The 22523-nt window shown below is 72.6% G+C and carries 24 protein-coding genes; 10 read left to right on the top strand and 14 right to left on the bottom strand.

The annotated features are described in order from the left end of the window. Positions 1–171 precede the first annotated feature (171 nt). A complete protein-coding gene (locus tag ABEB07_RS00670) occupies positions 172–1107 on the bottom strand; it encodes a transcriptional regulator (RefSeq protein WP_176147248.1) in 936 nt (311 codons plus the stop codon). Between the two features lie 394 nt (positions 1108–1501). On the opposite strand from ABEB07_RS00670, the gene ABEB07_RS00665 reads away from it, so the two are divergent. After that, on the top strand, positions 1502–2401 hold the full coding sequence (locus ABEB07_RS00665; RefSeq protein WP_345666536.1) for a C1 family peptidase: 900 nt from the start codon (positions 1502–1504) through the stop codon (positions 2399–2401). A 149-nt stretch (positions 2402–2550) separates the two neighbouring features. Here ABEB07_RS00665 and ABEB07_RS00660 read toward each other — a convergent pair whose 3' ends face one another. From ABEB07_RS00660 to ABEB07_RS00650, 3 genes are all read right to left on the bottom strand, one after another. Next, positions 2551–3231, bottom strand: a complete 681-nt coding sequence (locus tag ABEB07_RS00660) for a DUF5701 family protein (RefSeq protein ID WP_345666535.1) — start codon at positions 3229–3231, stop codon at positions 2551–2553. An 86-nt stretch (positions 3232–3317) separates the two neighbouring features. Then, positions 3318–3659 carry a hypothetical protein gene (locus ABEB07_RS00655; protein ID WP_345666534.1) on the bottom strand — a complete coding sequence of 114 codons (342 nt, stop codon included), beginning with the start codon at positions 3657–3659 and terminating at the stop codon, positions 3318–3320. A gap of 116 nt (positions 3660–3775) precedes the next feature. Continuing rightward, positions 3776–5485 (bottom strand): type IV pilus twitching motility protein PilT, encoded by a 1710-nt coding sequence (locus tag ABEB07_RS00650; protein WP_345666533.1) that lies wholly within the window; start codon positions 5483–5485, stop codon positions 3776–3778. A gap of 92 nt (positions 5486–5577) precedes the next feature. Between ABEB07_RS00650 and ABEB07_RS39120 the strand changes: the two genes are divergently transcribed. From ABEB07_RS39120 to ABEB07_RS00640, 3 genes are all read left to right on the top strand, one after another. Beyond that, a complete protein-coding gene (locus ABEB07_RS39120; protein WP_425588927.1) occupies positions 5578–5895 on the top strand; it encodes a type II secretion system protein in 318 nt (105 codons plus the stop codon). Next, positions 5822–6421: a YncE family protein gene (locus tag ABEB07_RS00645; RefSeq protein WP_345666532.1), complete on the top strand. Its 600-nt coding sequence runs from the start codon at positions 5822–5824 to the stop codon at positions 6419–6421. The genes ABEB07_RS39120 and ABEB07_RS00645 overlap by 74 nt, the downstream gene beginning before the upstream one ends. A gap of 88 nt (positions 6422–6509) precedes the next feature. Further along, positions 6510–6926, top strand: a complete 417-nt coding sequence (locus ABEB07_RS00640; protein ID WP_345666531.1) for a hypothetical protein — start codon at positions 6510–6512, stop codon at positions 6924–6926. Between the two features lie 220 nt (positions 6927–7146). Here ABEB07_RS00640 and ABEB07_RS00635 read toward each other — a convergent pair whose 3' ends face one another. Both ABEB07_RS00635 and ABEB07_RS00630 read right to left on the bottom strand, forming a co-directional pair. Then, on the bottom strand, positions 7147–8718 hold the full coding sequence (locus tag ABEB07_RS00635; RefSeq protein WP_345666530.1) for an RICIN domain-containing protein: 1572 nt from the start codon (positions 8716–8718) through the stop codon (positions 7147–7149). A gap of 259 nt (positions 8719–8977) precedes the next feature. Next, positions 8978–10180: a metallophosphoesterase gene (locus tag ABEB07_RS00630; RefSeq protein ID WP_345666529.1), complete on the bottom strand. Its 1203-nt coding sequence runs from the start codon at positions 10178–10180 to the stop codon at positions 8978–8980. A 125-nt stretch (positions 10181–10305) separates the two neighbouring features. On the opposite strand from ABEB07_RS00630, the gene ABEB07_RS00625 reads away from it, so the two are divergent. Further along, a complete protein-coding gene (locus tag ABEB07_RS00625; protein ID WP_176147256.1) occupies positions 10306–10722 on the top strand; it encodes an SRPBCC family protein in 417 nt (138 codons plus the stop codon). Then, positions 10722–11150: a MarR family winged helix-turn-helix transcriptional regulator gene (locus tag ABEB07_RS00620; RefSeq protein ID WP_176147257.1), complete on the top strand. Its 429-nt coding sequence runs from the start codon at positions 10722–10724 to the stop codon at positions 11148–11150. Before ABEB07_RS00625 ends, ABEB07_RS00620 begins: the two co-directional genes overlap by 1 nt. Positions 11151–11431: 281 nt before the next feature. Here the strand turns inward: ABEB07_RS00620 and ABEB07_RS00615 are convergent, their stop codons facing one another. From ABEB07_RS00615 to ABEB07_RS00600, 4 genes are all read right to left on the bottom strand, one after another. Continuing rightward, positions 11432–11635, bottom strand: a complete 204-nt coding sequence (locus ABEB07_RS00615) for an antitoxin (RefSeq protein ID WP_176147258.1) — start codon at positions 11633–11635, stop codon at positions 11432–11434. Positions 11636–11894: 259 nt separating this feature from the next. Beyond that, positions 11895–12635, bottom strand: coding sequence for a phosphatase PAP2 family protein (locus ABEB07_RS00610; RefSeq protein ID WP_176147259.1), 741 nt, complete (start codon positions 12633–12635; stop codon positions 11895–11897). Continuing rightward, the gene (locus tag ABEB07_RS00605; RefSeq protein WP_345666528.1) at positions 12632–13237 is read right to left on the bottom strand and encodes a phosphatase PAP2 family protein; all 606 of its coding nucleotides are present in this window, start codon (positions 13235–13237) and stop codon (positions 12632–12634) included. Before ABEB07_RS00605 ends, ABEB07_RS00610 begins: the two co-directional genes overlap by 4 nt. Then, the gene (locus tag ABEB07_RS00600) at positions 13234–13902 is read right to left on the bottom strand and encodes a DedA family protein (RefSeq protein WP_345666527.1); all 669 of its coding nucleotides are present in this window, start codon (positions 13900–13902) and stop codon (positions 13234–13236) included. The genes ABEB07_RS00605 and ABEB07_RS00600 overlap by 4 nt, the downstream gene beginning before the upstream one ends. A 259-nt stretch (positions 13903–14161) precedes the next feature. On the opposite strand from ABEB07_RS00600, the gene ABEB07_RS00595 reads away from it, so the two are divergent. Both ABEB07_RS00595 and ABEB07_RS00590 read left to right on the top strand, forming a co-directional pair. Beyond that, on the top strand, positions 14162–14536 hold the full coding sequence (locus ABEB07_RS00595) for a BlaI/MecI/CopY family transcriptional regulator (protein WP_176147262.1): 375 nt from the start codon (positions 14162–14164) through the stop codon (positions 14534–14536). Then, positions 14533–15474 (top strand): M48 family metalloprotease, encoded by a 942-nt coding sequence (locus tag ABEB07_RS00590; RefSeq protein WP_345666526.1) that lies wholly within the window; start codon positions 14533–14535, stop codon positions 15472–15474. The genes ABEB07_RS00595 and ABEB07_RS00590 overlap by 4 nt, the downstream gene beginning before the upstream one ends. A gap of 159 nt (positions 15475–15633) precedes the next feature. Here the strand turns inward: ABEB07_RS00590 and ABEB07_RS00585 are convergent, their stop codons facing one another. Continuing rightward, positions 15634–16581 carry a M48 family metalloprotease gene (locus ABEB07_RS00585; protein WP_345666525.1) on the bottom strand — a complete coding sequence of 316 codons (948 nt, stop codon included), beginning with the start codon at positions 16579–16581 and terminating at the stop codon, positions 15634–15636. After that, a complete protein-coding gene (locus tag ABEB07_RS00580) occupies positions 16578–16961 on the bottom strand; it encodes a BlaI/MecI/CopY family transcriptional regulator (RefSeq protein WP_345666524.1) in 384 nt (127 codons plus the stop codon). Before ABEB07_RS00580 ends, ABEB07_RS00585 begins: the two co-directional genes overlap by 4 nt. 362 nt (positions 16962–17323) lie before the next feature. Between ABEB07_RS00580 and ABEB07_RS00575 the strand changes: the two genes are divergently transcribed. After that, positions 17324–19084, top strand: coding sequence for a M4 family metallopeptidase (locus ABEB07_RS00575; RefSeq protein ID WP_345666523.1), 1761 nt, complete (start codon positions 17324–17326; stop codon positions 19082–19084). Positions 19085–19283: 199 nt separating this feature from the next. Further along, on the top strand, positions 19284–20852 hold the full coding sequence (locus ABEB07_RS00570; RefSeq protein ID WP_345666522.1) for an ABC transporter substrate-binding protein: 1569 nt from the start codon (positions 19284–19286) through the stop codon (positions 20850–20852). A 104-nt stretch (positions 20853–20956) separates the two neighbouring features. Here ABEB07_RS00570 and ABEB07_RS00565 read toward each other — a convergent pair whose 3' ends face one another. Together ABEB07_RS00565 and ABEB07_RS00560 are read right to left on the bottom strand one after the other, a co-directional pair. Next, positions 20957–21814, bottom strand: a complete 858-nt coding sequence (locus ABEB07_RS00565; protein WP_345666521.1) for a hypothetical protein — start codon at positions 21812–21814, stop codon at positions 20957–20959. 5 nt (positions 21815–21819) lie between these two features. After that, positions 21820–22431, bottom strand: coding sequence for a papain-like cysteine protease family protein (locus ABEB07_RS00560; RefSeq protein WP_345666520.1), 612 nt, complete (start codon positions 22429–22431; stop codon positions 21820–21822). Positions 22432–22523: the final 92 nt, after the last annotated feature.

Below are 22523 nucleotides of genomic sequence, written 5' to 3'. Positions count from 1 at the left end.
AACACAACGCTATGAACGTCTCGTTCGGCTCACCAGCGGTCCAGCGCCCCCACGGGGGGTGGACCCAGAACCACCCGTCCCCTTCCGCGGCGTGGTCATCGACGGTGTTCCCTGGACCGTCGTGCGGTCCGTCGACGGGGGCGTGCTCGGACAACGCGCCACCAGTACGTGTCACTCCCAGCGGATACCGTAGACACCGGGACTGGTCCGCGTGCCGATCACATGGACGCAGCCGTCGGTCGTGTGGAGGAGGCGGCGGGACTCCGGACCTGATTCGCTCGACGTGCTGAAGGCGTAGCACGTGGCAGGCAACGCGGCCGGATCGAAATGCACCTCCATCGCGTATTCACCGGCGGGTTCGCGCTGGCGGACGGTGAACTCCTCGGCCGACGGGCGCGGTTCGGCGTGGGTCAGGACGGCCTCGAAGATGGCGGTGTCGCCGCGCCGCAGCGGCCGGCTGAACAGCACCTCGGCGACGAGCATGCCGGTGCGCGGGTTCTCGACGACGGTGCCCCGACGGCACGGCGGCCGCAGTTCCAGGGACGGCACGGAGCCGGGGGTGTCCGGCAGGTGGGTGAGGATCGCGCGGTCCGGTCCGTCCTGTTCCGCCCGTACCACCTGGCGCATCCACACGCGGTGTTCACGCCCGCGCGCGTCCACCTCCAGCCGCATGTGACGGTTGAGGCAGCGCAGTGACGACATCCAGCGGGAGTCGACGCTGCGGTACGCCTCGCCCACATCGCTTCCTCTGGACCGCGGCCAGAGCGTGGTGAGACCGGGGGCGTCGGCGGCGAGGCGCAGCCACCGTGCCCGGGGCCGGGGAGGGCCGAGGAGGGAGCTGAGCGCGCCCGGCGCCACCTCCAGGACGCCCTCCAGCGAGGCCAGGGCGGCCAGTGCGGCGGTCTGTGACGGCTGGTGACGGCCGGAACGCCAGCAGCTGAGGGTGGCGGTGGAGACCGGCGTACCCAGGCTCTGGAGCCGGTGCCGGATGCGGCTGAGGGTCAGGCCGCTGGCTTCCATCGCGGCACGCAGGGCGTCCGGGAAGGGGCCGGTGCGCAGCAGGTCCGCCAGCCGTTCGTCGGGGAGCGAAGCGGCGTCGTCATGCATCGTCGTGTCTGCCTCCTGCGGACGTCGGGCCGGTTCTCGGCCGGACAGCTCGACGATCCATCGGCTGCGGCCCCGGAAGCGGAACGTGGTTCCGCGCGGCGTCCAGCGAAGCGGGGGTCACCCACTCAAGTCAACGAAGCGCAGGTAAGAGTTGGGGCAGAAGCCGAACTCTTGGCTGTGGGCCGTCAACTCCTAACAGTTAAAGGGAAGATGGCCTTGCCCTCTCCGGGCGGTACAGCGCAGGCTTCCGGTTGCCGGTCGAACAAGGAGTCGGGAGGCGGCCGTTCAGTCGCCAAGTCCTTCCCCGCCGACCTCCGTTCACCGGCATGTGCCCGGTCTCCACCACCTCGTGGGGCCCGGCATGTCCCCCACTGCTCCCCAAGGAGTCGGAACGATGCGTTTCCGCAGAATCGCCGGTGTCGCCGCCGTGACCGCCGCCGCCCTGTCCTGCCTCTCCACCGCCGCGTTCGCGAACCCCGCGACCGCCGCCGGCCAGGCCACCCCCCACGCGCACCACCTGTCGCACGGTCTGGGTCTCAACCTCAAGGAACTGAAGGCCCACTCCGACGCGCAGCTGGCCGGCCACGGCGCCCAGCCGGTCTTCAAGACCTCCAGCGCCGTGCCGGACAGCTTCGACCTGACCAAGTACGCGCTCTCGCCGGGCGACCAGGGCCAGGTCGGCTCCTGCGTCACCTGGGCCACCGGGTACTCCGCCTACGGCATCCTCATGAACGAGCAGGGCATCCAGGGCGCTCCCATGGCGCCGATGTACATCTACTCGCAGATCGCCAAGGGCGACGACGAGGGCACCACCGCGGCCGTCGCGCTGCCCATGGAGCAGAAGCAGGGCATCGACACCCAGTCCGACTACTGGCAGGGCACCGAGGACTACACGACCCAGCCGGACTCCGGCGAGCGCGCCAACGCGGCCCACTACAAGCTGTCGGGCTACACCAGGCTGTCCACCAGCGGTACGGCGGCCCAGTCGGACATCGAGAAGGCCATCTCCCAGGGGCAGCCCGTGGCGATCGGCTTCACGGCGCACCAGAGCTTCGAGGACCTGAACTCCACGACCGCCGCGAACTACACCTACGTGCCCGGGAGTTCCATCAGCGACCCGGTCATCGGCGGCCACGAAGTCACCATAGTCGGGTACAACACCAAGGGCGTGAAGATCGAGAACAGCTGGGGCACCAACTGGGGCGCCGGCGGCTACTTCACCGTGCCGTGGAAGTTCTTCACCACCAGCAACGTCAACGAGGTCCACGCGGTCGGAAAGCTCGTCACCAGCTGACCTCTGACCGCCGGCGTCGGTGACGGCCGCCCTCCGCGACACCGGTGCCCGGCTCGGTCTCTGACCGAGCCGGGCACCGGCAGTTCGGCTTGAGGAGCGGAGCACGGTCATCTGGCTCCGCAGCCTCCGCCCCGCCTGATCACGCCTCCTTACAGGTGCCGGACCCTACGGCCCGTTGCGGAGGCGAAGCCCAGCCAGGTGTGACGCTTGCCCGCCCAGCACCAGCCGACCTTGGGGGCGTCGCGGCGCTCGCGGCCGTCGCGCCCGGTGCCGTTGCTGATCCAGAGTGCCGGTGTGCGGGCGTCCAGAGCGCCGTTGGCTTTGCGCCGCCGAGAGCCGATGGTCATGAAGCAGTGGTTGCGCTCCAGGACGGCCGGCTGCTGCATCACCCAGTGGATGCCCTCGGTGAGCAGCAATGGGGTCCGGGCCTCCGCCGTGAGGGCGGGCAGCGCCTCGTCCGGGCTCCAGCCGGCGATCCGGTCGCCACGGTCGAGGCCGGTGAGGAGGTAGAGCGGGGCGTCGGGCAGCACGACCGCGTCGAGCGGGGCGAAGAGGTCGACATCCGTCATGTCGGTGACGACGAAGCCCGCTTTGCCCTCACGGCGGAGCAGCGGCGCCAGGGCGGAGGCAGGAACCTGGTCCGGGTGCACAGCGAGCAGGGCACTGTCGCCGCCCACAGGGGCGTCGGCGGCTGCGGCGAAGGCACGAAGCTCGGCGGCAGGCAGCCCTGCCGACTCGTGCACCCCCAGCTCGATGAGTCGCTCGGCCTGCGCGCTCAGGGCCGGGAGCGCGGGGAGGACAGTGGAGGTGGCGTGCGTGGTTTCGGGCACGATACTCCCAGGGGTGGCAACGTGGATGGACCCCGGGGCAACGAAGCACCTCGCCGGAACGTTCCCGCCGTCGCGGCCTTCCCCCGTTAAAAACCTTGCTGCGGAGGAACGTCTGATCGCACCAGGCGGACTCGCGCGGCTGGTATGCGGCTGGGCAGGTAGACGAACCCGTTGCCGTTGTCGCGGAGCAGCCCCTCATCTATGCCGTCCACGGACCAGAGATCGGCCGGCCCACCGGTGTTGTTGATCTGAAGGAAGAACTCTGCGTCCTCCTCGCCCCGACAGACGAAGATCCCCTCCACCTCGGGGCGGCGGCTGCCGGCGATCCCCCGTGCGGCGCCCATCCGGGTCCAATCCAGGCCATGTTGTGCGATCGACTGCCGGTTGAGCACGGACGAAACGTGGAAGAGGTGCGACGTATCAGACACGCCAGGAGTATAGGAGGCAGCGAGGCCGTAGTCCTCGTCGCGCTCGCTCTGCTGCGGCTGTCCCGCGTGGTCGCCGGCCGCGCTGCGGAGCGTCTCTTCGAGACGCCATCGCACGGTCAGGCGCGGCCGACCGGGGCGTGGGGTCGCTGGATGTCCTCCGGGTGGGCCGTGTGCAGCACGGCCTCCTCGTAGGTGATGGCGCCCGCCGCGAGCGTCTGGTTGAGGATGCCGACCAGGGTGTGCGCCAACTGCAGGCGGATCTGCGGCTGTTGCTCGGCCGGGAACACGTCGACGATGCGGTCCAGTGTCTGCGACGTGTCGTTGGTGTGCAGGGTGGCGAACACCAGGTGCCCGGTCTCGGCGATGGTCAGGGCCGCGGAGATGCTCTCCGGGTCGCGCATCTCGCCCAAGAGCAGGACGTCGGGATCCTCGCGCAGGGCCGAGCGCAGCGCGGCGGGGAACGACTCGGTGTCGGTGCCGACCTCGCGCTGGTTGACCGCCGAGCGCTTGTGCCGGTGCAGATACTCGATCGGGTCCTCGATGGTGAGGATGTGCACCGGCCGGTGCGTGTTCACATGGTCGAGAAGCGCCGCAAGGCTCGTCGACTTCCCCGACCCGGTCGGCCCGGTGACCAGCACGAACCCGCGCGGCATGCCCGCCCATCCGACGACGACCGGGGGGAGTCCCAGCTGCTCGGACGACGGCACGGAGAACGGGATGATCCGCAGCGCCAGCGCCGACGCGCCGCGCTGCACGAACGCGTTCCCGCGCAGCCTGGCCTTCTTCCCCCAGCTGAACGCGAAGTCGACCTGCTTCTCCCGCCGGAACCGCTCCGTGAGTTCCGCGCCCAGCACCCCGGTCACCAGGCGATCGACCTCCGGCTCGGTCAGCGCGGCCCCCTCGACCGGTCGCAGGGCGCCGTCGACGCGGAGGAACGGCGCCGATCCGGCGGTGAGCAGCAGATCGCTGCCGCCCCGCTCCGACAGCTCACCGAGCAGGTGGTCGATGATCGCGGAACTCGGCCCGGACATGGTGGTCTCCAAGGTGGCGTGCTGGTACACCGCGATCTGCTGCCTGTCCGGGCTCACCGGGGCGCACAGTTCGACGTGTCCGCGGTCGACCTGGAACCGGCTGCCGCCGCCCATCATGACCTCGACGCCTTCGGGCCGCGTCCGGTCACACCCGCCCGGGTCGGGGACGGCCGGGCGGATGGGGCTCGCGGGGTCCCAGCCTGCCCGCGTGCCGCCGACCACGCTGACCGTCGGGTCGTCGACCGTCCAGACCGCGCTGCCGCCGGTGAAGGTGAAGTCGAAGTAGTAGACACCCGGCTCCAGCCAGACGACGACGTGCGGGCAGTCGCCGCCGGTGAGGTGGCTGAGGGCGCGGGCGTCGTCGTAGTAGCCGGGCCGCAGCCGCGCCAGCCAGGAACCGGGGGCGGGGCACGCGGGCGCCGTCCGCCGGACCGGGACGGCCGTGGCGGGCGGGGTGTAGTCCGGGTCGCCGCCCACGGCCTCGTCGGCGGGGGCCGGCGGGGTGTCGTCGGCGCAGTCGTGGGCGTACGGCACCTGGGTCGGTGGCAGTGGGGTCTGGGACACGGCACGGGAGCAGTCGCCGACGGCGGACACGTCGCCCGACACCGTCATCGACGCGCCGGCGCCGGTGGTGACGTTCGAGTGCGAGAACACGCCGCCCTGCACGCGCAGGCCGCGCGTGGACACGTCGATGCCGTCCGTGGCCGCCCGGCCCAGGCTGCGCAGCGCGTCCTGCGGTTGGGTGGCGCGGGTGAGTGCGGGGGACGCGTTGAGGGGGTCGCAGTGGACGGTCATCCGCCCGCCGTTGATCGGCGGGGCGGTGTAGGGAGCGCACGGGTCGCCCTGCGAGAAGTTCTTGATCGCGAGCGGACCACAGCCCGTTCTCCTTGCGCGCCAGACGCCAGGACGGCTTCTTGCTCATTGAGTTGCTCGTGGTCATCGTGATCCTCGGCGTCCTCGCCGCCATCGTGGTGTTCTCCGTCAGGGGGCATCGGCGACAAGGGCCACAAGAGCGCGACCGCCGCGGACGCGGCCGCGCTGCGCACAGCGGAGGAGTCCTTCTGCGCGCGGCACGGACACTACGGGACCGTCGACGATCTCAAGGACGACGGGCTGCTGTCCAGCGAACCGGTGTACAACGTGCTGGTGGTCGGCGAGGAGAACAAGTGCGGCCGAGGCGAGAAGTCGTCGTACACGGTGCATGACACCTCACCGACGGAGAACGGAGCGGAAGCGATCCCGGTGGGCCTGGCTCCGGCCGACGTCGCGGTGGACGAGAAGGCCGACCGCGTGTACGTCGCGGCTTCCGGCAGCAACGCCGTGACCGTGATCGACGGCAGGACCGACGAACCGATCGGTCCTCCGATCGACGTCTCCAGCGCTGTGTCGGCCCCGAATCGCATCGCGGTCGACCCCGGCACGGGGCGGGTCTACGTCGGGGGTACCGCGGCAGCCGGGAGCGGCGGCAGCGTCGCGATCATCGACACGGCGCACGCCAACCGAGTGACCCAGGTCAGCGACTACACGACGACCGTCACCGGCCTGGCGGTCTCCCCCGAGAACGGCGACGTCTATGTCGGCGGCGGCAACGCCAGCTCCTCGGCGGTCGCCTACATCGCGGCCGGCAGCTCGTCCGCGACGCCGATCCGTCTGCCCGACGGGGGACTTGTGGGCCCGAGCAACGGCATGGACTTCTCCTTCGACCCGTGCACCACGCGGTGTACTTCGTGAAGGCGGGTGTCAGCAACAGCACCGGCGGCCTCTTCGCCGTCTCGTCATCGACCCCGTCGGCCGCACTTCGACAGCGATCGACGACCCGGTGGGATCCCTCTACCCCTTCAACCCCATCACCGTGGTCTACAACTCCGCGGCAGGGGCCGTCTACGTCTACCTGGACGGTGGAACGAGCTGCGGCAAGTCCGGTGGCCGCATCGACCGCATCGTCGGGACGACGGTCACGGGGCAGGCAGCGGTCTGCGGAGCTTCGAAGGCCACCGGGAATCCGGCGCGCAAGCTCACCGTGCTGAAGAACTTCAACAGGGTCTTCGCGGCGCAGCAGAACGCCATCGGCACGTCGGGCGGCATCGGGGTGGTCGACGGCAGCACACTGCTCCCGCAAGCTCCGCTCGGCACGCCTCGTCAGTTCGCCGCGCTGGCCGTGAACAACACCACCGGGAAGGTGTACGCGGTCGATCCGGCCGGAACGGTCGCGGTGTTCCGGACCGGATCGGCCTAGAACAACGCCGGACCGGCCACGCACCCGGCCGGCGCGCCGTCGCACGACCTCGCCGCCGCGGCACGGCCGCAAGTGCTGACCTGCCGGCCGGGGCGGCGGGTGTCCGCCGACTCCCCCTCCGAGGTGCGGCACGCCGCCCCAGCGCCGGGGTCGCCGCGAACCCCCGGGTCCCCCTGCCGGACCGCAGGCGGGGGGACCCGGGGGTTCAGGTCCGGTCGGACTACTTCGGGCAGGTCACGAGGCCCATGACGATGCCGCTGAAGGCGCCGGTCATCATGCCGGTGGCCACTCCGGGAGGTCCGCTCAGGAGGCCCATGACCCCTCCGCTGACGATGCTGGTGCCGATCTTCGCGGCCATGCACTTGTCGTGCGCGTCGCTGTTCCGGGCAGCGGCAGCGGCCTCGAAGGACGCCGCCGACATCGTCCGGACGCTCTTCTCGGCGGCGGCGGAGCCGGTGGCGGCGCTGTCGCCCAAGGAGAAGGCCGGGGGTGTGATCGTGCCGGTGACGGTGTCCCCGGTGACGCCCTCGACGTTCTGGGTGACGGTGGTCCCGTTCAGGGTGAAGGAGATCTTGTGGACCTGTCCGTCGGTGTCGATGACCGTGCCGGGCATGACCGTGGCCACCGTGGAGCCGTCCGCGTCACTCACCCTGATCCCGCCCTGGTAGGCGGTCAGCCTGCCGCCCTCGGGCACGTCCACGGCGGCCGACGCGGTCCTCGCGATGACGGCGGGCTTGACGTCGGCGCCGCCGGTGCCGGCGCTGGCGCCGGGCGCGTTCGCGCTGGTGCGGGCGACGTACATCGTGGACCCGGCCGCCGAGTTGATGACGGGGACGGTCACGGTCGCGTCGGCCGTCCAGGGCTGGTGGTCGGCGTCGAAGGTCCAGGTGCCGGTGACCTTCTTGCCGACGGCGGCGAAGTCGACCCATCCGTAGTTCTTGGGCGGGACGTCGATCGAGATGCCGTTCACGGTGGTCTCGTCGGAGGTGTAGGTCTGCGTCGCGTTGAGCTGGCTGGTGACCATCGCCTGGACCGGGGCGGAGACGCCGACGGAGGACGACAGACCCACGGAGTACGACTGTGCCCAGCCGGAGTGGTAGATCGTGGTGAAGACCTGCTTCATCGTGGCGTCGGTGTCGTTGTACCAGATCGACGAAGCGGGCTGACGGGGCAGGACTTCCGGCTGCCCTTCGGACTTCTCCGTCCACGAACAGGTGCTGGTCTTGCGGGAGCACAGGTCGGCGTAGTAGTCGAGCGCGAGCTTCAGCGCCTCGGGCGCCTTCGCCTGGGGCACCGTCCACTCCTGCCCGGCGGAGCCGTCGCAGGGGTTGGGCTGGGCCAGGATGCCCCACAGGTGCAGGCCGCCCCGGTTGTCCAGGCAGTAGCTCTCATCGGTGCGCACCAGCCGGAAGGCGTTCGGCTTGCCGGTGACGGGGTGGAAGTGCCACAGCTGGCCGTCGTCGCTGTCGCCGCCGCCGCATGAGCGCTGAACGAGCGGCTGGACGGAGTAGAGGCATCTGCCGGTGTTGGTGTTGGCGACGCGGAAGGTGCCGGTACCGGCGGCGATCAGGCGCCAGTTCGTGTAGTTGGTGCCGTCGGGGGTGACGGAGATCTGCGCTCCGTCGCCGGTGCCGGTCGCGTTGAGGGTGCCGTCCGGGTTGGTGAACGTCCAGGCGGCGGAGTCGGCCGCCCGCGCGGTGGTGGCGGAGGCGATGACACCGGTGGTGAGCATGGCCAGGGCGACGAGCGGGGCCGCCAAGAGGCGCCTGACGTCCTTGATCTGTCTGTGCATGTCGACCTTCCGTAGGGAGCCCGTGAACTTCCTGGCGGAGCGCGGCGCACCTGTGGGGACCCCCCGGACGTGTCGTCCGCTGTCCGCTGCCTCGCCGTGGTGGCGCGGTGGCGCGGCGGCGGCCACCGGCTGGCCGCACTCCTCATTCCCTGAGTGTGCGGGGGCCGATGAAATCGGCGTGAAGGCCGAGTCGGTCGCCGGTTCACCCCCCAGGTCCACCGCGACGATCAGGCCGGACCACCCGCCACGGGTCGCGGTGCTACCGCGAGCGGAGGACGAGCAGGGTGATCTCGCTGGGCGCGAAGACGCGGAAGGGCGGGCCCCAGAAGCCGGTGCCGCGGCTGGTGTAGAGGAGGGTGCGGGCGCCGTGCCGGCTGAGACCGGCGAGGGCGGGCTGGTCGACGCGGACCAGGTGGTGGAAGGGCCAGATCTGGCCGCCGTGGGTGTGCCCGGAGAGCTGGAGGTCGATGCCGGCGGCTGCCGCCCGGTCGATGAACTTGGGCTGGTGCGCCAGGAGCAGCACGGGCAGGTCGGGGTCGGCGCCGTCCAATGCTCCGGCGAGGTGGGCACGGTGGCCCGCCAGGCCGGAGGACTCGGCGGTGACGTCGTCCACGCCGGCGACCACGAGGGTGTCGCCGCCGCGTTCGAGCAGCAGATGGCGGTTGCGCAGCGGTTCCCAGCCCAGCTCGTCCATCAGGTCGACCCAGCCCTGGGCCTCGCTGTAGTACTCGTGGTTGCCGGTGACGTAGACCCGGGCGCGGGTGGCCCGCACGGTTTTGAGCGGGGCGGCCTGCGCGCGGCGGCGGTCGGCCGTGCCGTCCGCGATGTCGCCGGTGTGGCAGACCAGGTCGGCCTCCAGGGTGTTCACGATCTCGCACACACGTGCCGACCAGCGGGCGCGGTCGAGCGGACCGTAGTGGGTGTCGGTGATGAGGACGACGCGGGTGCCGTCCAGTCCGGCGCCCAGCCGGGGAAGCCGCACGTCGAGCCGCCGCACGCGCGGCACACGGCGGGCCTCGGCGTACCCCCAGGCGAGCAGGACGGCGGTCACACCGAGGACGGCCCAGGTGACGATGCGGGCCCGGTCCTGACCCGTGCCGACTCCGGCCGCGGTCAGGCCGAGCCGCAGGAGGACGCCGACCAGAACGGACCAGGTGAACAGCACCCAACTGGCGCCCAGCAGGGTGTCGCCGACGATCGCCGCCCGGTCCTGCTGGCGCCGGCCGTGGCCGCGCACCATCGCGAGCGGCATGCAGACGAGCCCGAGGGCGAACAGCGCGGTGCCGGCCAGTGTGACGGGCGGCGGCCAGTGCTGGCCGCCGTACAGGAGCACCCCGCAGGGCACCGCCCACAGCAGAACGGGGGCGATCAGGGGGACGTGACGCATCAGGCGGTGCAGCCGGCTCGGCCGAGGAGCCTTTGCCCCGCTGTCGACGGATCGGGTGTTGCTGGTGTCGGTCACGCTTCCCCTCCCTGACCGGGCTGCCGTCATGCGCACTGTATCCGGTCGCCCCCGGACGGCCTGGACAGACTATCTGCGCGCAGATAGTCTGTGCGAAGAACAAATTCTGGACCGGGAGGCCACTGATGTGGACGTATGAGCACAGCATCGAGACCGACGCCGCGCCTGAGGCGATCTGGGGCCTGTGGGCCGACGTCGTGAACTGGGGAACCTGGAACGCCGACGTCGCGAGCATCCGGATCAGCGGTCCGTTCGCGGCGGGCGCCGAGATCGTGATGACCCCGGCCGGGGACGACCCGGTGCACCTGCTGGTCGCCGAGGCGGTCCCCGGCGAACTGTTCGTGGACGAGGCCCGGTTCGGCGGGCTGCTCCTGCGCACCGTCCACCGGATCGGTCCGGGCGAGGGACCGCGCACCCGGGTGACGTACCGGATGGAGATCACCGGCGCCGGCGCGGACGAGATCGGCCCGCAGATCGGCCCGGGCATCACCGCGGACTGGCCGGAGACGATGGCGGCCCTGGTCAAGCTGGCGCAGGGCTGATGGCCCTAGACCCCGGGGGCAGTCCCGGCTTCCTGCTCTGGCACGCCACGCTGCGCTGGCAACGCGACATCGCCGCCGCCCTCGGCCCCCTGGACCTCACCCACGTCCAGTTCGTCCTCCTCGCCTGCACGTGGTGGCTCAACACACACGGCACGCACCCCAACCAACTGGCCCTGGCCCGCCAGGCCGGCACCGACGTCAAGATGACCTCGCAGGTCCTGCGCGCGCTGGAGGCCAAGGGGTTGATCGAGCGCGAGGTCGACCCCGCCGACACCCGCGCCAAACGCCTGCGCGTCACCGACGCCGGCGCCGGGCTGGCCCCGCGCGCGATCGCCGCCGTCGAGGACGTCGACGCGCGCTTCTTCCGGCCGGTGGGGCACGAGGACGCCGTGACCCTGCTCAGCCGCCTGGCCGACCCCGAAGCCTGAGCCTGCCCGGGAGCCGCCCCCGACGGGCCGTCACCCACGGCCCGGCGAACACGTCGGGCCCCGGCCCCGCACCGGACAGTCCCATGAGACGGCCGGGGCGTCGGCGGCCGGCTGCCGATCGAGGGCGGCCAGTACCGGGGCGGCGCCAACTACCGCCACAACCGAGCCCTGTCGGGGTTATGGACCCGGGCGAACGGAGGGGGACGGCCCGACATCCCGAATGCCTCCCGGCCCGGGGGGCGGGAGGCATTCGGGGAACATTCGGGGAAGAGGAACTGCTCCTACTGGTCCTGCTGGTCCTGCTGCTGACCGCCGCCGTAGTAACGGCGCGCCGCGTCGGCGGCCTTGTCGGTCTGCGCGTCGTACTTGTCGCCGGTTCGCTCGTCCACCAGTTTCTCGGCGCGCTCCACGCCCTGGTCGGCCTGGTCCGGGTGGCTCTTGGCCATCTCCTTGGCCTTGTTCGCCATGTCGCCCAGCTTGCCCATGAGAACCCTCCTGGGATCGTGCTCGTGCGGTCGTTCTCCAACCGGGTGCCCACCCGCGGCCGATCGATCCCCACGAATTCGCCGCGGCCCGTCGCGGACCGGCACCGGCGGCATCCGCAACCCGCGGGGGAGGGCGGCCGGTTCCACGGTCGCGGCCGGAACGCCGGCCCGGGCGACGGCGTTTCGGCGACGGCGTTTCCGTGGCGGTACGACGCCGACGGGCGACGCGACGGTCCATGACCGGCGTCGCCCGTCAACGTCAGGCGCCCTTCCCCCGGTCAGGTCCCCGGGCCGGCCGGCCGACCCCTGCGCGACTCCGCGACTCCTCGGCGCCCGTGCGCGGGGGCGGTTGGGCGACGAACACGTCGGGCAGCCAGCGGGCCGCACCCCACAGGCACGCTCCCAGCCAGCCCGCGGCGAAGAGCCACCCTCCGGCGACATCGGTGCACCAGTGCACCCCGAGATAGGCGCGGCTCAGTCCCACCGACACGGCCCAGCAGCCGATCAGCAGCCGGAGTCCGGTCGCCCCGCGCGGCGCCCGCCACGACACCGCGGCGATCAGCAGGCCGGCCGCGAGCGCGCTCGTCGCGGTGTGCCCGGACGGGAACGCCCAGCCGGAGGCGTGCGTCGCCCAGTCCGGGTACGGCGGACGCGGCCGGTGCGCCAGGCGCATCACCGCGTAGCGCGACGCCTGGCCCCCTCCCATCGCGGCCAGGCCGAACGCCGCCATGGCCAGCCGTTGCCGCGGTGCGCGTCCGGCCGCCAGGGCCGCCACCGCCACCAGCAGACAGGGAAACACGCCGGTCCCGGTGGCGGTGACCCCGCGGGCCACCGCCAGTGCCGTGGCCGACCGGTGGCCGACCGCCCAGGCGAGAACGTCGCGGTCCAGTACGAGCGGCGCGCCGCCGTGGCCGACGGCGACCGCGCCCAGCACTCCGAACGCGGCCCAGGCGCCGAGGCCGAGGCTCCCGGCCAGCTCGGCCAGCTCACGGCGCTTCATGCGGTCAGCAGCAGAGCGCCCAGACGCCGGTGCACGAGCCACCGCGCCCACGTCCGCGACCGGCGCCGGACGGCGAGCATCGCACCCGTCGCCACGAGCGCGCCGACGAGCAGGCCGGCCAGGACGTCGTGCGGATAGTGCGCGCCGACCCACACCCGGGACACCCCCATCGCCACGGCGGCGACCAGCGCGACAGCGGCCGGGCGACGCGCGACGAACAGCAGGGCCACGGCCGCCGAAGCCGCGATCACCATGTGGTTGCTGGGGAAGGACCAGTCGCCGGGCGCCGGGCACGCCTCAAGGGTGCGCACGTGCAGGCTCCGGCACGGCCGGTCCTCGCGGACGAGCGACTTCAGCACCATGTCCACGCCGTACGCCACGACCACGACGACCGGCACGGCCAGTGCCGCCACCGCCGTCGCCGCGTCGGCCCGGCGCGCTCGCCACCAGCAGATCACCAGGAGGGCGGCGAAGACCACGAGCCCGTATGCCGACCACGCGGTCACCAGGTCGTCGAGCCATCCGGGCGCGCGCTGAGCCCGGTGAACCACCGCCTCGTAGGCGGCACCGTCGATGGACGAACCGTCGAAGGCCAGGATCACCGTGCCTCCTCCTTCCGCTGGGCGTTCCGCCGGCTCCGGAGAACCTCCGGGAGCAGGGGGACGAGAGACACGACGACGATCAGGGCGACCAGCGGCAGCAGGTAGTGGTCGACGTTCGGGATCGACGACCCCAGCGCGTACCCCGCGAGGATCACCCCCACCGTCCACACCAGACCGCCGACGACCTGCCAGAGCGTGAAGGTCCGCACGGGCACGCCCAGGACGCCGGCCAGCGGGTTCAGCACCGTGCGTACCACCGGGACGAAGCGGGCCAGCACGATCGCCTTGGCGTGTCCGTAGCGCCCGAGCAGTTCCTCGGCCCGCTCGGCGCCGTCGTGGAGCCGCCGCGACCGGCTGCGCGCGAGCAGCGAGCCACCCGCACGCCGACCGATCAGATAACCGCACTGAGCCCCGGCCAGCGCGCCGACCACGGCGGAGAGCAGCAGGAAGCCCAGCGACAGACGGGCCGTCCCCTCCACCGGGCCTGTGGCCAGCAGTCCGGCCGTGAACAGCAGCGAGTCCCCCGGCAGGAAGAACCCGACGAGCAGTCCCGTCTCGGCGAACAGCACCACGCCCACGCCCAGCGCGCCGAACGCTGCCAGCAGGGATCTGGCGTCGAGCACGTTCACGGCGAGCTGTGCCGCCAGGTGCGTCGATGTCGTCATTGAATCGCGGCCTCTTCCGTCGCGCGTCGTGGAGGGGGTGAGTGGCCCCATTCTCGACTACATCACTGTAGACGGTCTACGTCACTGTAGACGATGACGGGCGAGGCGCGGCGTCTCTGCGGGCGTAAGGAGGCGGGTGTCGCCCGCACGCGGCCTGGGCGTCCGGCTCCGGGCGGGAGCCTATGCTTACGTCTACAAGAAAGTAGTCCGATCGCTTCCGCTCGGGCGACGCGGGGTGCGGTGAACGGAAGGAGACGCCATGGCGGACACGGAGGGCGAGCGCCGGCCCGCCAGGGAGCTGGAGGCCAGTGTGCTCGGGGTGCTGTGGGCCGCCGGCGCGCCACGGTCGGCCGCCGAGGTCAGAGCGGCGATACCCCAGGACCTGGCGCGCACCACCGTGGCCACCCTGCTGGGGCGGCTGTGCGCGAAGGGAATGGTGGGCCGCCGGCCCGGCCGACGCGGCTTCGTCTACTTCGCCGTGCAGGACGAGCACGGACTGACGGCCCGGCGCATGCATCGCGAGCTCGACCAGGGCGGCGGCGACCGCGGCCTGGTCCTGGCCCGGTTCGTCGAGGGACTCGATCCCCGCGACGAGGCCGAGCTGCGCCGCCTGCTGGAGGGCGGCGGATCGTGATCGTCCTCCTCGTCGTCCCGCTGCTGCTGCCCTGGGCGCTGCCGCCGCTGGCGCGCCGGACCGCCGAGCGGGTGCGTCCGGACGTCGCCCTGTGCGCGATCACCGGCGCCGCGGCCACGCTCGCCCTCGGGGTGGTCGCCTGCCTGGGCGTGCTCCTGCTCCCGCTCGTGCTCCGCCTGCCCCTGCTCGCCCAACTCGCGCACCTGCTCCATCCGCTGCGGGTGGGACCGGCCTTCCTCACCTCGACGGCCTCCTGTCTGGCGGCCGGAGCGCTCGGCGTCGCCGTGGCCGCCGGGGTGCGGGGCGCCGCGACGGAGGTGGCACGGCTGCGGGCGGTCCGCCGGTACCTGGCGGGGCTGCCGCACGCCGGGGGCATGTGCGTCCTCGACGACGACCGGCCGGACGCCTTCGCCCTGCCGGCCGGCCTGCGCTCACGGAGCCGGATCGTGGTGACGGCGGGCATGCTCCGCGCCCTCGACGCACGGGAGCGCGAAGCGCTCCTGGGCCACGAGCGCGCACACCTGGCCTCCCGTCACCACCTGTTCCTGGCCGTCGCCCAGCTGGCCGGCTGGTGCCATCCGGCCCTGGCCGCCGTCGTCGCCCACGCCTCTTTCGCCGCCGAACGCGCCGCGGACGAGGCTGCCGCGCGGGTGTGCGGGGACCGGCGGCTGACGGCCCGGGCCGTCGGGCGCGCCGCCCTGGCCGCCGCCGCCCACCGGGCCGGCCCGACGCCACCGCTGTTCGCGGCCAAGGGCACCACCGGGCCGGTGCCGGCACGGGTCAAGGCCCTGCTCGCCCAGGCTCCCGCACGTCGTATCGCTCCCGCCCTGCTGGCCATGACCCTCCTGTGCGCCGCGGCCGGCGCGTCGTCCCTCGCCGGTGCCCTCTGGGTGCACCACGGGATCGAGATCGCGCAGGGGGAACGGTCGGCCGGCTGACGCCGTGTGCCGCCAGGTGGGAGGGGCGCCCATGACGGCCCATGGCAGCCCATGACGGCCCAAGACGGCCCATGGCCCCTGGCCTACCTGAGCACGGCGGCGGAGGCGGCCGCGCACCGTTCCGCCCGGGGCGCCGCCGCGTGCGGCTCGGGCGGCGGGTCAGTGTCCGCGCACGGCGACGGCCGCGTATTCCACGTACTCGTGGAGTCCGTAGGCCAGCGCGAGTGCCGCGAGAGCCGAGACGGCCACGGTCGCCGCCAGGCCCACGGCGGCCGCCCGGCGGGCTCCGCCCCGCGGTGCCGCGGGCTCCGGCAGGAGCAGCGCCTCGACCCGCCGGGGCACCGGCCCGCTCGCCACCGACAACCGCGGATACCCGCCGCCGGCACCGCGCGGGCGGGCCGCTCCGGCCAGCGCCGCCCGGGCCACGGCCGTCGCCACCGCCTTGCGGTCACCGACGGCGGCGGCGGCCTCTTCGTCCGCCCACCGTTCGAGGTGGAAGTCCAGCGGCCCCCGCAGACCGCGCACCGCGGGGTGCACGGTCGCGCCGAGGTCGGTCAGCAAGGACAGGAAGTGGTGGCGGCCCGACAAGTGGGCGCGTTCGTGGGCCAACAGGGCCGCACGTTCGACCGGTTCCAGCGCCCGCACCATGCCGGCGGTCACAACGATCCGGCCGGGGCGGCCCCGGTGGCCGGGAAGCGCGAAGGCGTCCACGTCCTCGTCCGGCAGCATCAGCAGATCCCCGTCGCCCGCGCCCCCAGCGGCCGACAGCCACGCTTCCCCGAGCAGGGACCGGTGCCGCGCCCAGCGCCGGACCAGCAGAACCGCCTGAACCGTCATGATCAGCGCGGCCGCGCATGCCACCGGAACCGCCGCCGGCCACACCGCGAGCACACGAGGCAGGGACACGTGTTCCAGCGAGGCGAGGAACGGCACCTGGAACAGGCCGATCAGGGCCGCGATCGTGCCGCCGGCCATCAGGACCGCCGCGCTCGCCAGCGCCCAGCACGCCTCACGCGGCCGGAGCCCCGCGGCCAGACGCCGGGCGACGGGGGCGGCGCCCCACGGGAACGCGAGCGCCGCCACGACCAGGATCAGCGCGTACGTCACCCGGACTCGTCCCCGGCTTCCAGGAGAAGGCGTCGCAGCGTCTCCTCGTCGTCCTCGGAGAGGGAGGACACGAACCGCTTCAGCACCAGATCGCGCCGTGGCTCGCTCTCCAGTTCGCGCCGCATGCGCCCGGCGACGAGTCCGGCCGCGTCCTCCACCGGCTCGTAGGCGAAGCCGCGTCCGGCGGGGGCACGGCGCAGCGTGCCCTTCTCGTACAGGCGGGTCAGGATGGTGGCCATCGTCGTCCTGGCCAGTCCCTTGCCGAGGGCGGCGTTGACCTGTTGCGCGGTCATCGGCCGACCGGCCTGCCAGAGCACCGCCAGCACGTCCGCGAGAAGCTCGCCGTGCGGACGTCTCTCGTCCCGACGTTTGTCCGACACCTCTGTCCCGTCCTCCCACACCCGCGGTGACGCGGCGAGCCGCCGCGCCTCGCACCTGACGGCGGCCGCGTGCGCGTCGACACGTGGCGCGGCCGGTCCTCCAGGCACGGTCAATCTACCCGCCCTGCCGCCGGGCCGGTCCGCCCGCGCCCGCTCCCGTGGTGCGGGCGCGCAAATAAATAGGGATACGTAGAAGCCCGCACACGGATAGCTCCCGCGGGGGCGCCGGAGGGAGAGTGCCGCAGCGACGACGCAAGATCCGCCGCGTCACCGCTGCCGCTGCCCACAGGCAGCGGACTCACTTCCCCCTCAAGGAGTCCTCCATGCGTGGAGCCCCCATACGCACTTCCGTGGCCGTTGTCATGGCGGCAACAACCCTGTGGGGTGCGAGTGCGCTCAGCTCGGCCTCCGCCGCTCCCGGCCGGCCCGCGCAGGCCGCCGGAACCCTCGCGTCGCGCCACGCCTCCGCCGCCGTCGTGGCCGCCGCCGAGGCCGCCGCGCACGCCCATGAAGCGGCGACCGGCGTGAGCGAGGACGACGTACTGAAGGCCACGGACGCCCTGGAGGACGCCGGCGGCAGGAAGCACGTCCGCTTCCAGCGCACGCACGACGGCCTCGCGGTGCTGGGCGCCGACCTGATCATCCACCTGGACGCCCGGAACCAGTACCTGGGTGTGACCCGGGCGACCGACCGCGCGATCTCCGTCTCCACCACCACACCGAACAAGTCCGCCGCCGACGCCCGGGCCACGGCCGCCGACGCGGCCGGGGGCACGGCGGGCAAGGCCGAACTGGTCGTCAGCGCCCTGGCGGACAAGGCGCCGGTGCTCGCCTACCGGATACGTGTCACCGGCAAGGCGACCTCGAACGACACCGGCGTGCGGGACGTCGTCGTCGACGCCGCCACCGGCAAGGTGCTGAGCAACGCCCCGGTCGCGGACGCGTTCCTGGCCCCCTCGACGCTCGCCAAGCTCAACAAGGAGGCACAGGCGCCCGCTTCCCCGCCGCTGGCCACCGGCGCCCCGCTCGCGGGCGGCGGCAAGCCGCAGCCCGCCGCGGCCGGCGCGGGAACGGACATCAGCGGCAACTCGCTCTACAGCGGCACCGTCACCCTCACCGCCTCGCCCTACACCGACGGCCAGGGCACGAAGTGGAACATCCTGCGCGACCCCAGCCGCGCCAACACCGAGGTCCGCGACGCCAACGGCCAGCAGGCCAAGAAGTTCTCGGACGGCCAGCTCATCGGTACCACCGGCACCACCATCGGCAACGGGTCCACCAGCAACCGCACCACGGTCGCCGTGGACGCCATGTACGGCATCACCAAGACCCTCGACTTCTACAAGAACACGTTCGGCCGGGACGGCATCGGCGGCAACGGCGGCGGCGCCTACGGCATGGTCCACTGGGGCTCGAAGGTGGGCAACGCCTTCTGGAGCCCCGACTGCGGCTGCATGGAGTACGGCGACGGAGACGGCAGCACCTTCAAGAACCCGCTGGTCGTGCTGGACGTCACCGGTCATGAGCTGACGCACGGAGTGGTCGACGCCACCGCGAACCTCCAGCCCACCCGCATCGACAGCAGGGGCAACCAGTTCGGCGAGCCCGGCGCCCTCAACGAGTCGCTGGCCGACATCTTCGGCACCGGCATGGAGTTCGCGACGAACAACTCCAAGAACCCGCCCAACTACCTGCTCGGCGAGAAGCTCGGCCTGGCCCAGGGTTTCCTGCGCCGCCTGGACCAGCCCTCCCTCGACAAGCTCGAAGGCACCGTCGACTACTGGTCCTCGAAGGCGTACGACACCGAGGTGCACGCGGGCTCCGGCATCTCCTCCCACGCCTTCTACCTGCTCGCCGAAGGCAGCGGCAAGAAGACCATCGGCGACGTCGCCTACAACTCCGCCACCTACGACGGCGCCGCCGTCACCGGCATCGGACGGGCGAAGGCGCTGAACATCTTCTACACCGCCCTGACGAGCTACATGGTCTCCACCACCGACTTCCACGGCGCCCGCACCGCCACCCTCAACGCCGCCAAGGACCTCTACGGCTCCGGCAGCACCGAGTACCAGACCGTCAACCGGGCCTGGGCCGCCGTCAACGTCACCGCCGCCAACGGCTGACCGACCGGTCCGCCGGCTCACGGCGGCGGCCGGGCACGAGCGGAACGGGTGACGGCACCCCGTCCCGGCTCCGCCGCAGGCACGGCCGCCGACACCCTCCACACCCCCCGCAGGCAGCGGGCCGCCATCCTCGCGGCCCGCTGTCCGGCTGTGCGGGACACCCGCCCAGCATTCCCCCACACCCCCCGGGAGGGCCACCATGCGGCCTCTTCGCACACGTATCATCACGGCACTGCTGGTGCTCACGGCGGCCGCGGCAGGCGGCCGGCAACTGCTCGCGGAACAGGAGGAGGACCAGGAGGCGATCACGGTGGGAACGACGGAACCCGTCACCTCACTGGACCCGGCCGGCGCGTACGACTCCGGTTCCTGGGCCCTGTTCAGCAACGTCTTCCAGGCGTTACTGACCTTCGAGCCGGGCGACACGACCCCGGTACCGGACGCCGCCGAGAGATGCGGCTTCCAGGACGACGGCCTGCGGCTCTTCCGCTGCACGCTGCGGCACGGCATCAGATTCCCGAGCGGGCGCGAGATGACCGCGGCGGACGTGACGTACTCCTTCGACCGGATCAGGCGGATCGACTCCGACCTCGGCCCGGCCTCCCTCTTCACGACGCTCGGCTCGGTGACCGCCGACGACAGCCGGACGGTCACGTTCCACCTGTCGACCCCGGACGCCACCTTCCCGCTGAAAGTCGCGACCGGAGCCGCTTCCATCGTGGACCGGGAGACATACCCGGCCGCCTCCCTGCGCGCCGGCTCCGCGGTCGACGGCACCGGCCCGTACACGCTGACCGCGTACACCAAGGACCGTACGGCGGACCTGAAGCCGAACCCGCACTACAAGGGCTACCTGCACCGGACCGGAAGCCCGATCAGGCTCCGCTACTACTCCGACGCCCACGCGCTCGCCCGCGCCTGGAGCGCGCGGCAGGTCGACGTCACCAGCCGCACGCTCCCCGTGGACCTGCTCGCGGAACTCAACCCCGGCAACCCCACGCAGCGGGTGGCCGAGGGCGACACCGCCCAGACGCACAACCTCTACCTCAACACCCGGGGCGGCTCTCCCCTGCACGACCCACGTGTGCGCCGCGCCCTGGCCTGGCTGGTCGACCGGGAGGCCCTCGCCTACACCGTGTACCGCAACACGGTCGATCCGCTGTACTCGGTCATCCCGAGGGGCATGACCGGACACACCACGCCGTTCTTCGACCGCTACCCGGGAGCCCCGAGCGCCGGGAAGGCCCGCGCGCTGCTCGCCCAGGCCGGGGTGAGCCTGCCGGTGCACGTCAGTCTCGGCTACGACCGCGGCCGCGGCGTCGGCGTGAGCGCCAGGGAGGCGGCCGCGCTGAAGAGGCAGTTGCAGACGGGCGGCCTCTTCGCCGTGGACGTCAAGGGCTATGAGTGGGCGGACTTCCAGCGGCGGTGGGCGGCGGGGAGGATGGACGCGTGGGCGGTGAGCTGGGTGGCCGACTACCCCGACCCGGAGACCTTCGGCGCCGCACTCGTCGAGACCGGCTCCTCGATGAACACCGGGTACAGCAACGACCAGGTCGACCGTCTCGTACGCCGCACCAGGGGGCTCGCCGACCGGGGCGGGACCGTGGACGCCTTCGGCGCGCTCCAGACCCGCGTGGCCCAGGACGTGCCCCTGAGCCCCCTGTGGCAGCGCAAGGACTACGTGGTGAGCACCTCGTACGTGGGCGGCGGGCAGTACTTGCAGGACGGCACCGGCGTCTTCCGGCTGTGGCGGCTGAGGCGGACCTGATCGCCCGCGCGCCGGCGGTGACGTGCGGGCGGCACGGCGCCGCCGGCGGCGCGGACGTGCCGGCGCCCCGTGCCCGGCAGGCACGGGGCGCCGGTGAGCGTGGGTCAGACCGCGCCGCCGCGGCGGCGCGTGACCAGGGTGATCAGGGCCGCGCCGGCTCCGGCCGCGGCGACCCCGCCGCCGCCCACGAGCAGGGCGCGCGGGGTGGCGGCGTCCGCCGAGGCGGTGCCGGTGGCCGGGGTGACACCGCCGAACTTGTGGGACCGCTGGTAGGCGGACCCGGGCAGCTTGTCGGCGTACCGCTCGTGCACCAGCTGCCGGTAGGCGGCGAGCGAGGCGCCGTGCTCGCCCACCGACGCGCGGGCGGCCGCGTTGAGCGGCAGGACCCGCTGGCCGGACACCCGGTACCAGGCGTTGATCTGCGGTTCGGTGAAGGCGTAACCGTCCTTGGCCTGGGCGGTGTAGGACAGTTCGTCGGTGCCCTGGGCCATGCCGACGACGGCGAAGCCGTGCTGCTGCGGCTCGACCCGGGCGACGGCCCGCTGCCCGTCGGCGGAGACGGACCGCACGGCCAGGTAGGCGACCTGGGCCGGCGCGCTGCCGGCCCGGCCGGTGACGAAGTCGGCGCTCAGCGAGTAGACCGGGACCGCGTCGCCGCTCGCCTCGGGGGCCTTGGCCTTGGCCTGGGAGGTGATGTCGGCGCGGGCGGCCTGGTCCACGGGCATGCGGCGGGCGCGCTGGTCGAGGTGGACGAAGAAGCGGCCGGCCATGCTCCGTCCGGCGGCGGAGTCCGCCGCGTGCGCGGCCTGGGCGAGGTCGGCGGCGGAGGGCGCCGTCGGGGCCGGTACGGGCAGGTCGGCGGCGTGCGCGGAGCCGGTGCCGAGGAACAGGGCGAGGCTCACACCCGCACCGGCGGCGAGCGAGGTGGCGGCCGTCAGGACGCGGCGGGAGTTCTTCTTCATGCCGATCACGCTCCGACCCGGTAGACGGTACCGCCCCAGCGGAACTGGGAGTTGCTGACGTAGGTGTTGTAGTTCATCTCCTGGTAGCGCTGGTTGGTGGGCCAGGGGTCGCTGAAGAGGATGGTGCCGGCCGACGCGTTGTAGCCGTAGATCACCCGAGCGTGACCGCCGCCGGAGGTCCAGTACACACCGGTCTCAAGGGGCCGGTTGGCGTTTATCTCGCTCTGCACGGTGGAGTAGTTGACGCCGCCGTTGACCTCCGTGCCGGCACTCATGCCGAGGGCGCGCCAGCCGCGCTGCACGACGGAGAGCTCGGCGGGCTGGTTGGGGCAGGTGCCGGAGGACAGGCCGCGCGAGGCCAGACAGAAGCTGTTCTGGCTGGTGTTCTGCCCGTAGCCCTTGTACTGGGCGATGCTCAGGCCGGTCGCGGCCCAGCACCACTGGTTCTGCTCCTGCACCAGCTCGCTGAAGTTGAGGCTGCCGCCGTAGCCCGACGCGGCACGGGACGCGGTGCCGTGGCCGGCCGGGACGGCCTGGGCGGCGGTGCCGCTCGCGCCGACGAGCAGGGCGGCCGCGGTGGCCGCGGTGGCCAGGGCGGCCCGGCGGCGGTGTCTCACCGGCTTCGCAAGGGTGGGGGGTTGGGGATCGCTGGCCCTCATGGGCGCACACGTCCTTTCGGGGTGGGGGGTGGTGGGGGTGGTGACGGGTG

The organism is Streptomyces similanensis, from assembly GCF_039543625.1.
Taxonomy (GTDB): domain Bacteria; phylum Actinomycetota; class Actinomycetes; order Streptomycetales; family Streptomycetaceae; genus Streptomyces; species Streptomyces similanensis.
The sequence above is the reverse complement of the archived record's forward strand: the minus strand, read 5'-3'. Positions and strand labels throughout refer to the sequence as shown.